11 protein-coding genes and 1 tRNA gene are annotated in these 15,392 nt (G+C 52.1%); 8 read left to right on the top strand and 4 right to left on the bottom strand.

The window, feature by feature from the left end; all coding sequences use genetic code 11:
• Positions 1-39 precede the first annotated feature (39 nt).
• On the bottom strand, positions 40-633 hold the full coding sequence (gene fimW / locus OGX75_RS16570) for a fimbria biosynthesis transcriptional regulator FimW (RefSeq protein WP_275055186.1): 594 nt from the start codon (positions 631-633) through the stop codon (positions 40-42).
• Positions 634-890: 257 nt separating this feature from the next.
• Between fimW and OGX75_RS16575 the strand changes: the two genes are divergently transcribed.
• Positions 891-967 (top strand) — tRNA-Arg (locus OGX75_RS16575).
• Between the two features lie 57 nt (positions 968-1,024).
• Here OGX75_RS16575 and OGX75_RS16580 read toward each other — a convergent pair.
• Together OGX75_RS16580 and OGX75_RS16585 are read right to left on the bottom strand one after the other, a co-directional pair.
• Entirely contained in the window at positions 1,025-2,476 is a 1,452-nt protein-coding gene (locus OGX75_RS16580; RefSeq protein WP_047458304.1) for a Cu(+)/Ag(+) sensor histidine kinase, read from the bottom strand.
• Positions 2,466-3,149: a copper/silver response regulator transcription factor gene (locus OGX75_RS16585; RefSeq protein ID WP_275055185.1), complete on the bottom strand. Its 684-nt coding sequence runs from the start codon at positions 3,147-3,149 to the stop codon at positions 2,466-2,468. The genes OGX75_RS16580 and OGX75_RS16585 overlap by 11 nt, the downstream gene beginning before the upstream one ends.
• 194 nt (positions 3,150-3,343) lie before the next feature.
• Here OGX75_RS16585 and OGX75_RS16590 point away from each other — a divergent pair, with 194 nt between their 5' ends.
• From OGX75_RS16590 to OGX75_RS16610, 5 genes are all read left to right on the top strand, one after another.
• Entirely contained in the window at positions 3,344-4,726 is a 1,383-nt protein-coding gene (locus tag OGX75_RS16590) for an efflux transporter outer membrane subunit (RefSeq protein WP_275055184.1), read from the top strand.
• A gap of 31 nt (positions 4,727-4,757) precedes the next feature.
• Positions 4,758-5,105, top strand: a complete 348-nt coding sequence (gene cusF, locus OGX75_RS16595) for a cation efflux system protein CusF (protein ID WP_024130571.1) — start codon at positions 4,758-4,760, stop codon at positions 5,103-5,105.
• A 98-nt stretch (positions 5,106-5,203) separates the two neighbouring features.
• On the top strand, positions 5,204-6,481 hold the full coding sequence (locus OGX75_RS16600; RefSeq protein WP_286451440.1) for an efflux RND transporter periplasmic adaptor subunit: 1,278 nt from the start codon (positions 5,204-5,206) through the stop codon (positions 6,479-6,481).
• An 11-nt stretch (positions 6,482-6,492) separates the two neighbouring features.
• A complete protein-coding gene (locus tag OGX75_RS16605; protein WP_200073842.1) occupies positions 6,493-9,639 on the top strand; it encodes a CusA/CzcA family heavy metal efflux RND transporter in 3,147 nt (1,048 codons plus the stop codon).
• 627 nt (positions 9,640-10,266) lie between these two features.
• Positions 10,267-10,962, top strand: coding sequence for a flagellar brake protein (locus OGX75_RS16610; RefSeq protein ID WP_012133436.1), 696 nt, complete (start codon positions 10,267-10,269; stop codon positions 10,960-10,962).
• 64 nt (positions 10,963-11,026) lie between these two features.
• On the opposite strand, the gene OGX75_RS16615 is transcribed toward OGX75_RS16610, so the two are convergent.
• Positions 11,027-12,202, bottom strand: coding sequence for a coiled-coil domain-containing protein (locus OGX75_RS16615; protein ID WP_012133435.1), 1,176 nt, complete (start codon positions 12,200-12,202; stop codon positions 11,027-11,029).
• Between the two features lie 407 nt (positions 12,203-12,609).
• Here OGX75_RS16615 and OGX75_RS16620 point away from each other — a divergent pair, with 407 nt between their 5' ends.
• The gene (locus tag OGX75_RS16620) at positions 12,610-13,695 is read left to right on the top strand and encodes a YncE family protein (RefSeq protein ID WP_024130569.1); all 1,086 of its coding nucleotides are present in this window, start codon (positions 12,610-12,612) and stop codon (positions 13,693-13,695) included.
• A 125-nt stretch (positions 13,696-13,820) separates the two neighbouring features.
• On the top strand, positions 13,821-15,215 hold the full coding sequence (gene pheP, locus OGX75_RS16625) for a phenylalanine transporter (RefSeq protein ID WP_049010305.1): 1,395 nt from the start codon (positions 13,821-13,823) through the stop codon (positions 15,213-15,215).
• The last annotated feature ends 177 nt before the right edge of the window (positions 15,216-15,392 follow it).

Here is a 15,392-nt window from a genome sequence, read left to right on the forward strand (position 1 = left end):
ATATTTCTCAACATGATGGATGGAAAATTGAGAATATGTCTATTCTTGCAGAAAACCCAGGTTAACTCTGATGTAATTTAAGAACTGCTGTTCATTTTTTACGTGCAGTTTCTTCATGATGCTACGGCGAATTGATTTGGTTTGTTCTTCACTCAGCGAAAGGAGTACGGCAATTTCGCTTAACCGGTGCCCGCGGGCGACCATCTTTAAAAACTGGCGTTCCAGAATGGAGAAATGGCGAGTCGTACAGTAATGGCAAACAGAAGGGGGAACGTTGCGGCGAAGTGCCCGTTTATGCAGGATAAGCACCATCTTTTTGGTTATCTCATCAACATCGTCCTCCCGGTAAATATGCGGCAGCATATAGAGACACGGCCTGAACATGAGTTTGTCTTTATCGTATTCATTACAAATAATGACTCTCTGCTGGTGCCGGGTATGTACCGGTATCTGATAACATCCGGCACTAAACCAGTCTTCATCCAGCGATAAAAATGCGATGTCCGCTTTGTCTATATCATCAGCAGGTAGAAATTGAATTTTCTGATGCCACTGATGAGTCAGACGAGTCATGATGATTTTAAGACCGTGTTCGAAATGGCTATTTTGTTCTTTTATGGCGACACTCAGCATAAAAAATATCCTGAACAGCTGGGAAGTGGGGAGGAAATAGTAAGTAAACGCATTAATTTTCTAAATACATTTATCCTTAAAATGCCACTTTATGCAGGCCGAGTTCTTACCAGGTGATTTCCTGGATAGTTGCGTAGCGCCAGAAAAAAAGATATTCGTACACTTCCTCAGCAACCAGAACAAAAGCCATTGACTCAGCAGGCGCTCACCGTATAATTCACGCGTTTCATCCGCATGAAGCCATCGCTTCACACAGTGCGCCCTTAGCTCAGTTGGATAGAGCAACGGCCTTCTAAGCCGTGGGTCGCAGGTTCGAATCCTGCAGGGCGCGCCAGTCTTTATTCTCGCCTTTCTGTCAGACTTCATTTCGCTGCGTCGTTATCACTGCATTTCAATCGCCATGTTTCGGCAATGTCAGAATAAAGCGCGTTGCGCGCAGATCGGACGTTACGGACACGGTTCCCTGATGGGCGATGACAATTGATTTGACAATCGCCAGCCCAATTCCGCTGCCTTCGCCCTTACGCTGTCGGGAAGGGTCAACCCGGTAGAAGCGGTCAAACAGGCGCGGTAAATGTTCTGGCGCAATGGGGGCGCCGGGGTTTTCAACGGTAATCTGCGCCTGTCTGTCCATTTCTTTGAGCCGCACGGTAACGGCTTCGCCTTTCGGGGTGTAGCGCATGGCGTTAGACAGCAAGTTGCTGAGCGCTCTGCGTAACATGATGGGATCGCCGGATACCCAACATGCGCGTCCTTCAAAATGCAAACGCACTTCGCGTTCTTCTGCCCAGGCTTCAAAAAAGTCGAACACCTTGTGGACTTCATCCGCCAGGTCGAGCGCCTTTTTCTCCGGGATGAGCTGGTTATTGTCGGCCTGAGCCAGAAACAGCATGTCGCTTACCATCTTCGACATACGGCCAAACTCTTCGAGGTTGGAGTAGAGTACGTCTTCCAGCTCTTTTTGGCTGCGGGTCTGGCTTAGCGCAATCTCTGTTTGCGTCACCAGGTTCGTAATCGGGGTGCGAATTTCATGGGCGATATCCGCAGAGAAATTCGACTGGCGGGTAAAAACATCCTCAATGCGTTCAAGCATATGGTTAAACGAGAGCACCAGCCGCTCCAGCTCAATCGGAACGGCCTGCGGGTCAAGACGCACATCGAGGTCTTTCGACGTAATATTTTGAATCCGGCGGCTGACGCTGCGAATCGGTTCATGGCCTTTGTAGACGGCGAACAGCACAATAAAAATGATCATCATGCTAATCAGCGAAGCCGTCATAATCAGCTTATTTTTCAGATCGTTAATATAGTGCAGATGGAAGTCGATCGATAACGCCATATAGAGCGTGTAGGCCGGTTGCCCGTCCGCGAGTTGCCCGACCGGCAGGCGAATCATGCGCCATGCGGAATGAGCACCGTGCCCGTTAGCGTGCCTCTTGCCTTGTAAGTCCGGGCTGGACAACAAAAAGACATCGCCGTTACGCGCGCTGCTATCCGGCGTGGCTTTGGCGATAAACTGGCGAAGATCAGGTGAACCGGGAGAGTGAAAAATCGCCCGCTGGTTGGCATCTTCCAGCGAAATAATGACGTTCGAGTAACCGGCGGCAACGTTTTTTAGGATTTCCAGTCGGCGTGCTTCCGGTTCGTCGGGATGCGTGAGGATTCGCTCCAGCGTCGCGCTGATCTCTTTCAGGTCATTGATATCCTGCTCGGCAAAATGCACTTTTACGGAGTGAATCATGATCCAGGCAAACGCGAAAAAAGAGGCAATGGTGGCGAGGCTGATGAAAAATGTCAGGCGCGTCGCCAGCGAGAAAGGGCGCTGAAAGCGTTTAGTCACCATCCGGTACCTCAAGCACATAGCCCACGCCGCGCACGGTCTGGATGAGTTTCGGTTCGAACTCGTTATCGATTTTCGCGCGCAGCCGTTTAACGGCAACGTCAATCGCGTTGGTATCGCTGTCAAAGTTCATATCCCAGACCTGGGAAGCGATCAGCGAGCGGGGCAAGACTTCTCCCTGGTGGCGGACGAAAAACTCCAGTAGCGTAAACTCTTTACTGGTGAGCGTGATGCGCATGCCGTTGCGGGTCACTTTTCTGCTGACCAGATCGAGCGTCAAATCCACGACCTGAAACTGACTTTCGACCATCACCGCCGCGCCGCGACGCAGCAGCGTTCTGACGCGAGCCAGTAATTCAGCGAAAGCGAACGGTTTAACCAGATAGTCGTCAGCCCCCAGCTCCAGACCTTTTACCCGGTGTTCAATGGTGCCCAGCGCGGTAAGAAGAAGGATTGGCATGCCTTTGTTGGCGGTGCGCAGCATACGGACAATATCCCAGCCATTCACATCCGGCAGCATGATGTCGAGGATCAGCAGATCGTAATCTCCCGTCATCGCCAGGTGATACCCGTTAAGCCCGTTATCCGCCAGGTCCACCACGAAGCCCGCTTCCGTCAGACCTTTGGTCAGGTATTCACCGGTTTTTTTCTCGTCTTCGACTATCAGAATCTTCATCACGTCTTCCTTCACGCAAAGGTTGGGCGGGTTTTCAATTCTAGAGGAGCAGGATCGGATAGCAATCGGTTATTGGGAAAATGACAACTTTGTCATTTTCCTGTCACGGGCCGAACAGAGTCACTTCGTTAAGGTACAGGGCATAAATTCACATTCACTATATGGTTATCAGTCCCGTTGGGACGAGAAACGCTATGCGCAAATTTAAGCTTCTTACCCTCAGCGTGATGCTTGTTCTGACGGGCTGTTCGCTGGCGCCGGACTATCAGCGGCCCGCGTTGCCGGTGCCGCAACAATTCTCCCTGAGCCAGAATGCGCTGGTTTCTGCGCCTGCGGGGTATCAGGAGACCGGCTGGCGAACCTTTTTTGTTGATGAGCAAGTAAAGTTGCTGATTGGCGAGGCGTTACGCAATAACCGTGACTTGCGCATGGCGACGCTGAAAGTGCAGGAAGCCAGAGCGCAATACCGGGTGACGGATGCCGATCGTTATCCGCAGCTTAATTCCGATGCCAGCGGAAGCTGGGAAGGAAAATTAAAGGGTGACAGCAGCAGTACCCGCGAATATGAAGCCGGGCTGAATCTGAGTTTTGATCTGGACTTTTTTGGCCGGCTGAAAAACATGAGTGAGGCTGACCGACAGAACTATTTTGCCAGCGAAGAAGCGCGCCGGGCAGTGCATATCTTATTAATCTCAAACGTGGCGCAAAGTTATTTTAATCAACGGCTGGCGTACGCGCAGTTGCAAATCGCACAAGAAACGCTGGAAAACTATACACGCTCTTACGCATTTGTAGAAAAGCAGTTGCTGACCGGCAGCACGACCGTGCTGGCGCTGGAACAGGCGCGGGGCGTGATTGAAAGCACCCGCAGCGATATTGCGAAACGACAGGGCGAGCTGGCGCAGGCCAATAATGCGCTGCAATTGCTGTTGGGCACTTATTCTGCGCTGCCGGATGACAGGGCGCGCGATAGCGGAGATATTAAAAACGTGACGCTCCCGCCGTCGCTTTCCTCGCAAATCTTGTTGCAGCGCCCGGATATTATGGAAGCTGAACATACGTTGATGGCGGCGAATGCCAATATTGGCGCGGCGCGCGCGGCCTTTTTTCCCACCATTACCCTGACCAGCGGGGTGTCCGGCAGCAGCAGCGATCTCTCCCGTTTATTTAATGCCGCGAGCGGGATGTGGAATTTTATCCCGAAAGTGGAACTGCCGATTTTTAACGCCGGACGTAATCAGGCCAACCTCGATCTGGCGGAAATTCGCCAGCAGCAATCGGTTGTGAATTATGAACAGAAGATCCAGACCGCGTTTAAAGAGGTGGCGGATGCGCTGGCTTTGCGCCAGAGCCTGGCCGACCAGATAACCGCGCAACAGCGTTATCTGGGCTCGCTGCGTATTACGCTGCAACGCGCCAGAGCGCTCTATCAGCATGGCGCGGTCAGCTATATCGAAGTGCTGGATGCGGAGCGCTCTCTGTTTTCAACCCAGCAAACGTTACTCGATCTGAATTACGCCCGACAGGCTAATGAAATTACGCTGTTCACCGCGCTGGGCGGCGGTTGGGTGGAATAAAAATTTATCGTTATTTTCAGGAGAAAGCATGATGAACAATACAGTAAAAGCGGCGATTTTGGGTCTGTTCTCCGCCGTGGTATTTAACGTTCAGGCGAATGAACATCACCACGGCGAGATGATGAATAACGCGTCAGCGGCGCAGCAGGAGCAGGTGATTCATTCAACCGGCGTGGTTAAAGCCATCGACAAAGACACGAAAAAAGTGACTATCGATCATGAACCTATTCCGGCGGTCAACTGGCCTGCGATGACGATGCGCTTTACCCTGACCCCGGAAACCCGTTCCGGTGACATTAAACCCGGCGACAAAGTGGCGTTTACTTTCGTTCAGCAGGGCAATCTCTCTTTATTACGCGATATTCAGGTCAGCCAGTAAAGCGTATTCGCTGTCTCTTTGTTCTTGCCCGGGTTTACAGAAGCGCGGGCATTTCTCCCGCGTAACTGATCCAGAAAATGGATCGAATGGAAGTCACTATGGCGTCTTTAAAAATAAAAACTACCGCGCTTATTCTCGGCAGTATGATCGTCGGAGGGATTATCTCGGTCGGCGTTTACGCTTATTTTTCGTCTGCGCATCAGCCTGTCGATACTGCGCCTGCCTCCGAAAAAGAGGCCCGTAAGGTTCTGTTCTGGTATGACCCTATGTATCCGAATACGCGCTTTGATAAGCCCGGTAAATCGCCGTTTATGGATATGGACCTGGTGGCGAAATACGCTGACGAAGAGTCAGACACGACCTCTGCGCCAGGCGTGCGTATCGATCCGGTACAGACGCAGAATTTAGGGTTAAAGACGGAGGCTGTCCGCCGTGGGCCGCTGCGCTACGCGCAAACTTTTCCGGCTAACGTCAGTTTCAATGAATACCAGTTTGTGATTATGCAGGCGCGTTCCGCTGGCTTTATCGATAAAGTCTGGCCGCTGACGGTGGGGGATAAAATTAAGAAAGGAACGCCGCTGATCGACCTGACCATTCCTGACTGGGTTGAAGCCCAGAGTGAATATTTACTGCTGCGGGAAACGGGCGGTACGGCAACGCAGGTGGAAGGCATTCTTGAACGACTGCGTCTGGCCGGGATGCCGGAAGAGGATATCCGCCGCTTAGTCTCGACCCGTAAAATTCAAACCCGCTTTACCCTGAAAGCGCCTATTGATGGGGTGATCACCGCGTTCGATCTGCGCGCCGGGATGAATATCGCCAAAGATAACGTGGTGGCGAAAATCCAGGGGATGGACCCGGTGTGGATCAGCGCGGCCGTTCCTGAATCCATCGCATGGCTGATTAAAGATGCCTCGCAGTTCGATATTACCGTGCCCGCGTGGCCGGATAAACGCTTCACCATCAGTAAATGGGCGATTCTGCCAAGCGTGGACGCCACCACCCGTACCCTCCAGTTGCGCTTACAGGTTGATAACCCGGATGAAGCGCTCAAGCCTGGAATGAATGCGTACCTGAAGCTGAAAACGCAAAGCGAACCGATGCTGCTAATCCCGTCTAAGGCATTGATTGATAATGGAACGGAACAGCGGGTGATCGCCGTTGACAACGATGGTCGCTTTGTGCCGAAACAGGTCTCGGTGTTCCATGAATCACAAGGTGTGACGGCGATTCGCGCCGGGCTTGCCGAAGGTGAAAAAGTGGTCTCCAGCGGACTGTTCCTGATTGACTCAGAAGCCAATATCTCCGGCGCGCTGGATCGTATGCGGGCGCAATCTTCCTCTGCTGCGCCCGATCATGCGGCCCATTCACATTGAGGGAATGACAAATGATTGAATGGATTATCCGCCGCTCCGTAGCGAACCGTTTTCTGGTTGTGATGGGGGCGCTGTTCCTCAGCATCTGGGGAACCTGGACCATCATTAACACGCCGGTTGATGCGCTGCCTGACCTGTCTGACGTGCAGGTGATTGTGAAAACCAGCTATCCGGGACAGGCGCCGCAGATTGTTGAAAATCAGGTGACCTATCCATTGACGACCACCATGCTGTCGGTGCCAGGCGCGAAGACGGTGCGCGGTTTCTCGCAGTTTGGCGATTCTTACGTGTACGTCATTTTTGAAGATGGCACCGATCCCTACTGGGCGCGTTCCCGCGTGCTGGAGTACCTCAATCAGGTGCAGGGGAAACTGCCTGCGGGTGTCAGCGCGGAAATGGGGCCAGACGCCACCGGCGTCGGCTGGATATTTGAATATGCGCTGGTGGATCGCAGCGGTAAACACGATCTGGCGGAACTGCGCTCTTTACAGGACTGGTTTTTAAAGTATGAGCTGAAAACCATTCCGAATGTGGCGGAAGTGGCCTCGGTCGGCGGCGTGGTGAAAGAGTACCAGGTCGTTATCGACCCGATGAAACTCACGCAGTATGGCATCAGCCTTGCGCAGGTGAAGTCGGCTCTGGATATGTCCAACCAGGAGGCGGGGGGCTCCTCCGTCGAACTGTCAGAAGCGGAATACATGGTGCGCGCCAGCGGCTATTTGCAGACCCTCGATGACTTCAACAACATTGTGCTGAAATCCGGTGAGAACGGCGTTCCGGTGTACCTTCGCGATGTCGCCCGCGTACAGATTGGCCCGGAAATGCGCCGGGGCATTGCTGAACTGAACGGCGAAGGCGAAGTGGCGGGCGGGGTGGTGATCCTGCGTTCCGGTAAAAACGCCCGGGACGTTATTTCCGCCGTGAAGACGAAGCTGGAAACGCTGAAAAGCAGCCTGCCGGAAGGCGTTGACGTCGTGACAACCTACGATCGCAGCCAGCTGATTGACCGCGCTATTGATAACCTCAGCTACAAATTGCTCGAAGAGTTTATTGTGGTTGCGCTGGTCTGCGCGCTGTTCCTGTGGCATGTCCGCTCTGCGCTGGTGGCGATCATTTCGTTGCCGCTGGGCCTCTGTATTGCCTTTATCGTGATGCATTTTCAGGGGCTGAACGCCAATATTATGTCGCTCGGCGGGATCGCCATTGCGGTAGGGGCAATGGTGGATGCCGCGATTGTGATGATCGAAAACGCGCATAAACGGCTGGAGGAGTGGGGGCACCAGCATCCCGGCGACCCGCTGGATAACGAAACGCGCTGGAAGGTTATCACGAACGCCTCGGTGGAAGTGGGCCCGGCGCTGTTTATCAGCCTGCTGATTATTACCCTGTCGTTCATCCCGATTTTTACCCTCGAAGGGCAGGAAGGACGCTTGTTCGGCCCGCTGGCATTCACTAAAACCTATGCGATGGCAGGGGCGGCCTTCCTGGCGATCGTGGTGATCCCGATCCTGATGGGCTACTGGATTCGCGGCAAGATCCCGGCAGAGAGCAGTAATCCGCTTAACCGCTTTTTGATCCGCATTTATCACCCGCTGCTGTTGAAAGTGCTGCACTGGCCGAAGACCACGCTGCTGGTGGCGGTACTTTCGATCCTGACGGTCATCTGGCCGCTTAATAAAGTGGGCGGGGAGTTCTTACCACAAATTAACGAGGGCGATCTGCTGTATATGCCTTCCACGCTACCGGGGATTTCGGCGGCGCAGGCGGCGGATATGCTGCAAAAAACCGATAAGCTGATCATGACGGTGCCGGAAGTGGCGCGCGTGTTCGGCAAAACCGGCAAGGCGGAAACGGCCACCGACTCTGCGCCGCTGGAGATGGTGGAAACGACGATCCAACTGAAACCGCAGGATCAGTGGCGACCGGGAATGACGATGGACAAAATCATCGAAGAACTGGATAAAACGGTGCGATTACCGGGGCTGGCGAATCTGTGGGTGCCGCCAATCCGTAACCGAATCGACATGTTGTCTACCGGGATAAAAAGCCCGATCGGTATTAAAGTGTCCGGCACCGTGCTGGCTGATATTGATGCCACGGCGGAGCAGATCGAAGAGGTTGCCAGAACCGTACCGGGCGTTGCGTCGGCGCTGGCGGAACGGCTGGAAGGAGGCCGTTACCTCAATATCGACATTCATCGTGAAAAAGCCGCCCGTTACGGGATGACCGTCGGTGATGTACAACTGTTTATTACCTCCGCAGTTGGTGGGGCGATGGTAAGCGAAACCGTGGAGGGGATTGCGCGTTATCCTATTAACCTGCGCTACCCGCAACGTTATCGCGACAGCCCGGAAACCTTACGTCAACTGCCGATTCTGACGCCAATGCAGCAGCAAATTACCCTGGCGGATGTGGCGGACGTGAAGATCGCGCCAGGACCGTCGATGTTGAAAACCGAAAATGCCCGACCTGCAAGCTGGATCTATATTGATGCGCGCGATCGTGACATGGTGTCGGTAGTTAACGATCTGAAAAAAGCGATCGCGGAAAAGGTGCAGTTGAAACCGGGAACCAGCGTGGCGTTTTCCGGGCAGTTTGAGCTGCTTGAACGCGCCAGCCATAAGCTGAAGCTGATGGTGCCGATGACGCTGATGATTATTTTCGTTCTGCTGTATCTGGCGTTTCGTCGGGTGGGGGAAGCGCTGCTGATCATTACCAGCGTTCCTTTCGCCCTGGTCGGCGGGATCTGGTTCCTGTACTGGATGGGCTTTCATTTGTCCGTTGCCACCGGAACAGGATTCATCGCGCTGGCAGGCGTCGCCGCAGAGTTTGGCGTGGTCATGCTGATGTACTTGCGTCATGCGATTGAAGCGGAGCCGTCTCTGGATAATCCACAAACCTTTACGGCAGAGAAACTTGATGAGGCGCTGTACCACGGTGCGGTTCTCCGCGTGCGGCCAAAGGCCATGACCGTGGCGGTGATTATCGCCGGTCTGTTACCTATTTTATGGGGAACCGGGGCGGGTTCAGAAGTGATGAGCCGTATTGCCGCGCCGATGATTGGCGGTATGATCACCGCGCCGCTGCTGTCGCTATTTATCATTCCGGCGGCGTATAAACTGATGTGGTTGCGCACGCATCAACATAAGCGCTCATAACGTTATACCTGCTGCGCCAGTCGTCCGGCCCGTGGAGTACGCTTCATGGGCCGGATGAGATGCCATAGCGTATTGAACGGTGAATTATGTTTGTCTTTTAAAATCAATTTATTACTGTTGCGTTGTGAATATTTTGTCTTTATTGCCATAAAGAAAGTAAGCCTTAACAGGTTAATTTATTTTAAGTGTCTCTACTCAGGTTCATTATTATTTTTTCCCTCCTGACGTTACATTTTTGTTCTCCAGATCTTCTTCAATATTAAAGACGATGCCGCAGTATAAATTCCACGCATAATGAAAAAATCCGACAGTCTACTCCTTTAGTTTATATTGCAATCCCTCTTTTTTTATTTCAGAATCGCGGCACGAGCAGCGATGTTATTCCAAATTGTTATAATTTTGAGTTAAATTTGTATTGTGTAGCACATAAGTTACGCTAACTTTAATCATTTATGAATGTTTTTATGTATCAATAAAACGGCAAAAATAGTTAAAAACTTAATTTCTCACGAATTATTTGATCTGGAATCCATTATGGTAATCAAAAGCCAGGGATGGGGGACGATTTTGCGTTTTTCACATAAACGAGAATGAGATGTATCTCGAATAAAAAATAAGGACTTGCTGATGAGTTTTGGATTGATGAAGGATAACAAGTTTGAAATTATCGCTGTTTTCCGTGAAGAGCTACTAAAGAAGACTAAACTAGAGCTTAAATATGCCAACACTAGTGTGGTCACGCAGCTGGAAAAAGTTGATTTTGAACATTTTGTTATCCCTCACCATAAGGATATTGTCACCAAAAAGATCCAAACGTTTATTCTTCACAGTGAAAATGGAATTATAAAATTTAACGCCAGAATTGATCAGGAAATGTCAGACGGCATGGAGAATGCGCTGGCGTATTTCATTCCCGAGATGGTCTTTCTTATACAACGACGCCAGCATCAGCGCTTCTCCTTCCTGAAGGGACACAGTTTCAACTGCTTTGGACGATATAAAAATGGAGAGAATTATTCTTTCAAAATTAAAAATATGTCCAGGGGGGGATGCGCATTAATTGCGCAGGATGCGAATACGCGTTTTCTCTATAAAGATGCCGTCATAAAAGGCGCGTCTCTGGATTTTGAGCAATTCGGCTATTTGCAACTCGACTTAAAAGTGGTGGATGTGGTGATGGTCAATGAATTTGATGCAGAGAATCAGCTGTATTCCTGTTATCAGGTCTCCTGTCGTTTTGATTTTAAAAATTCGCGTGAAGAAGCAGAGATCGAAAGAATCATCATTAGTTTTTTAATGGGCAATAAAGTTCGACGGCTATAAAGGGTAAAGGGTGGTCATGATGATGTTGTGAGCAACGGTATCCCTGCCTCCCTGACGCTCCGCCTTACCCTGCGAGGATCTCTTGTTCCGCATGTTTTACCTGAACTTCCAGCGTATCGCGAATTTCCGCTAATGCGCGCTCCTGCTCGGCAAAGTACGCTTCTTTGTCGGTTACGGATGTGGCAAGACGCCAGGCGTTCTCCGTTTCCAGCTCGCTTATCTCTTTGAGCAGGGCGTTAATTTGCGTTCTGAGTTGCTCTATCTTACTGCGCAGATGGGCAAGATTGTTCAGCCTGTCGCTCGCCAGCATCGGCTCCAGACCACTTTGCAACTGGGTAAGTAGCGAACGGATCGTGGCCAGGTCGGCATTCTGCCGGGCCTGGTTAAGTTGAACCATCATCTGGTGCGCTTTTTCTTTCAGCTCATCGGCGACCACGTCCGGGTGGCAGAGTCGGCTGGCCTGGCGCCACAGGCGTTTAAGCTCATTACGTTCATCAGCAGAGAGGCGCTGATCGCGCGCATAGCGGTGCTGCGCATCCTGATGCTGCTCCTGATATTCCTCATATTCGTGATCGGCCTCTTCACGCGCCTGTCGGGTTGCGCTGTCATCCTGACGCGAGAAATCATTCTCCAGCTCGCGAATTTCCGCCAGCAGGGAGGTGATAAGTTCCGTCTGCTGCTGAATACGCTCTCTGGTTTCCACCGCTTCCCGGGAGGTTGAGCTAAGGCTTACCCAGTGCTGTTTAAGCTTCACTAACTGATCGATAGCCTGAGAAATATACTGCTGGCAGGACTGATAGTCCTTTTCACGTCGTCTGAGTTCGGCCTCTTGCCTACGCTGCGCGCTGGCGGCCAGCTGTTTGCGCAGCTCCAGAATACGGCCCATGAGCGGGCCAAGGCGCAAGTGATACAAATCGTTGAAGTCGTCAAGGATCTGGATGCGGGCATTGCGTTTGTCGATCAGCTCGCGTAGCTGCGTTTCGAGCGCCTTCAGTTCCAGCTTGCTGGCGGCGATGCCGGGGTCCTGCCACGTCGAGACGGCGCGCTGGGACTGTAACCAGGCGGCAATTTCACGCATCGCGTCGCCGAAACGTCGCTCCTCGATCGCCAGGGCAATGGTGCCGATGGCCGCATCCAGAGAGGCGTCTTTCAGGTGCGCAAGTTGCTGATGGATGATCTCCTCATCCTCAAGTTCGATGGCGCTTTTGACGATCTCTAACCGTTTAATGATTTTATTCATGACAGCCGATGCCCGACGTGACTCAAAAACGAGTGACAGATAGTAGATCCGACTCACGCGTTTGAAAATATAGAAAAAAAATTAAAACATATTCTGTGGTGTGTGAAGCCTTTTCGTCCAGAACAATTCACGAAAATTATACGACGTGCCCAGGTATGTCTATCTGACTTGTACTTCAAACCACCGTTTTGAAATTTCGTCTTTCGGGTGAATTATTCTTGCTTCGCTAAAGAGAATAAGTATAGTTCTCATTCTCTTTATTATTTAATGGCCTGGCGGCGAATGCGCTTACGGTTCGTAAGACTTTCCCTCTCTACACGGATGGTTCATCACGTCACTGCCGCGTGCAAAGGACGTTATCAGGCTTTTTTCACATGGTTCACATTACCCAGGTAAGGATTTCCAAAATGAAAAAGACAACATCCGCGTTGGCCCTGCTGATTGCCGTTGCATTAAGTGGTTGTGCGGCCACTTCCGGCTCTTCAACCCCCGTTGCGCCGCAGGCAACGCCGACTGCGCCAGCCGTTGCGACCGATGTTCAGAAACGTGATTTAGCCGATGGATTGTATGAAATGGCGTTAAGCCCGTCAGGCGATGCGCTTTACGTTGCCAGCGCCGAAGGTTTTAAAGATGTGCAGGGCGGGGTGGTCTACAAACTGGACCCGAAGACGCTGAAAACCATTGGCGCCAGCCACACTGACCTGAAAAACTTCGGTATGGCGATTTCGCCGGACGGTAAAACCGTCTATGTCACCAATTCGCTGGATGGTGGCGTGAGCGCGCTGAATACCGCCGACGGCAAAGTGAAAAACCGTGTGCTCTTCCCGGAACGTAACCCGGAAGGATTCCCGTACGGCGCGCGTCAGGTTCTGCTGCATAACGGCCTGCTGTATATCGGCGCCGTTGCCGATCCGGCGGTGATCTGGGTCGTCGATGCCGACACCCTGAAGCTGAAAACCCGCATCAAAAATACCGGTAAATGGATGACCGGTCTGCACTACTCTGACAGCACGCAGCGTATCTATGCCGCGAATGGCGGCGGTGAAATTCTGGTTATCAATCCTCGCACGCAGCGCGTAGAAAAACGCTGGAAACCGCTGGGTGATAAACCGGCGCTGCTGCTGAATATGGCGGAAGATACGCAAACCGGTCGCCTGTTTGTTACCGACAACTCCAAAGCGAAAACCACGCTGGTGCTGGATATCCATACGGGCAAACTCATCAAACAGCTGGATGTGGGCGATTCCTTATCGGTGAAATTCAACCCGAAACGCAATGAACTTTATATTTCTCAGCGTGAGTCCGGGAAGTTGCTCAGCCTCAACGCGACGGATTACAGCGTGAAGAAATCCTGGGATCTGCCGCCGAATCCAAACAGCCTGCTGCTGTCCGCCGATGGCCAGACGCTGTATGTCACGGTGAAACAGAAATTCAATAAAGATCACTCGACTGATGCGCCAGACAGCGTGGTGCGTATTGATCTGAACAAATAATAAATAGCGTCGCCTCGGGGCGTCAGGCAGGGATGCCTGGCGCATCCCTGAGGATTGTGCCTTGCGGCAACTATAGCGAAATGTTAAAAGGTGCCCCTTCAATAAAAACGATACAGGGGTAGGGCGTGAAAAACGCGTCAACTGCATCTGGCAACAGTTTGCCTGATGCTGCGTCGAACGGAGAGCCGACGCTTCAACGGGGGTTGCAAAACCGCCATATTCAATTGATTGCGCTGGGCGGCGCAATTGGTACAGGTCTGTTTCTGGGAATTGGCCCCGCCATTCAAATGGCTGGCCCGGCGGTTCTGCTGGGTTACGGCGTCGCCGGAATTATCGCTTTCCTCATCATGCGCCAGCTGGGTGAAATGGTGGTTGAAGAACCCGTTTCCGGCTCTTTCGCGCACTTTGCATACAAATACTGGGGCCCCTTCGCCGGTTTTCTTTCCGGCTGGAACTACTGGGTCATGTTCGTACTGGTTGGGATGGCGGAGCTGACTGCCGCCGGTATCTATATGCAATACTGGCTTCCCGATGTTCCAACCTGGATCTGGGCCGCCGCGTTCTTCATTATCATCAACGCCGTTAACCTCGTGAACGTGCGCCTGTACGGTGAAACGGAGTTCTGGTTTGCGCTAATCAAAGTGCTGGCGATTATCGGCATGATCGGCTTTGGCCTGTGGATGCTCTTTTCTGGTAACGGGGGAGAACATGCCAGTATCGAGAACCTCTGGCGCTACAACGGCTTTTTCGCTACCGGCTGGAACGGGCTGATCCTCTCTCTGGCGGTGATCATGTTCTCTTTCGGCGGGCTTGAGCTTATTGGGATCACCGCCGCTGAAGCACGCGATCCGCATAAAAGCATTCCAAAAGCGGTGAATCAGGTGGTTTACCGTATTCTGCTGTTTTATATCGGCTCGCTGGTGGTGCTGTTAGCGCTTTATCCGTGGGTGGAAGTGCAATCCAACAGCAGCCCGTTCGTGATGATTTTCCATAATCTCGACAGTAACGTGGTGGCTTCTGCGCTGAACTTTGTCATTCTGGTGGCCTCGCTGTCGGTTTATAACAGCGGCGTCTATTCCAACAGCCGTATGCTGTTCGGTCTTTCCGTTCAGGGAAATGCGCCGAAGTTTTTAACCCGCGTCAGTCGCCGTGGCGTACCGGTGAACTCGTTGGTGCTCTCTGGCGCTATCACCTCGCTGGTGGTACTCATCAACTATCTGCTGCCGCAGAAAGCCTTTGGCTTACTGATGGCGCTGGTGGTCGCCACGCTGCTGCTGAACTGGATTATGATCTGCCTGGCGCACCTGCGTTTTCGCGCGGCGATGCGGCGCAAAGGTCGCGACACGCAGTTCAGGGCGTTGCTGTACCCTGCCGGGAACTACCTGTGCATTGCTTTTCTGGCGATGATTCTGGTTCTGATGTGTACCATTGACGATATGCGCATGTCGGCGATATTGCTGCCGGTATGGATACTGTTCCTGTTCGTTGCCTTTAAATTACTGCGCCGTAAAACCCGTTAATCCTGCTGCCCGGTGGCGTTGCGCTTACCGGGCCTGCACAGCCGCCACCCGCAACATCGCGCGCCGCGCCACACTTCACCTTTATCGTGACTCTCCTCGCAATTCTTATTTGATCCGCAGGATCTTTGTTTTGTAATCGATTACTTTTTATTTTGAGTTTATTTGTAATCGATTACT

The sequence above is a fragment of the Citrobacter sp. CK199 genome (assembly GCF_030333285.1).
Classification (GTDB): Bacteria; Pseudomonadota; Gammaproteobacteria; order Enterobacterales; family Enterobacteriaceae; genus Citrobacter_B; species Citrobacter_B koseri.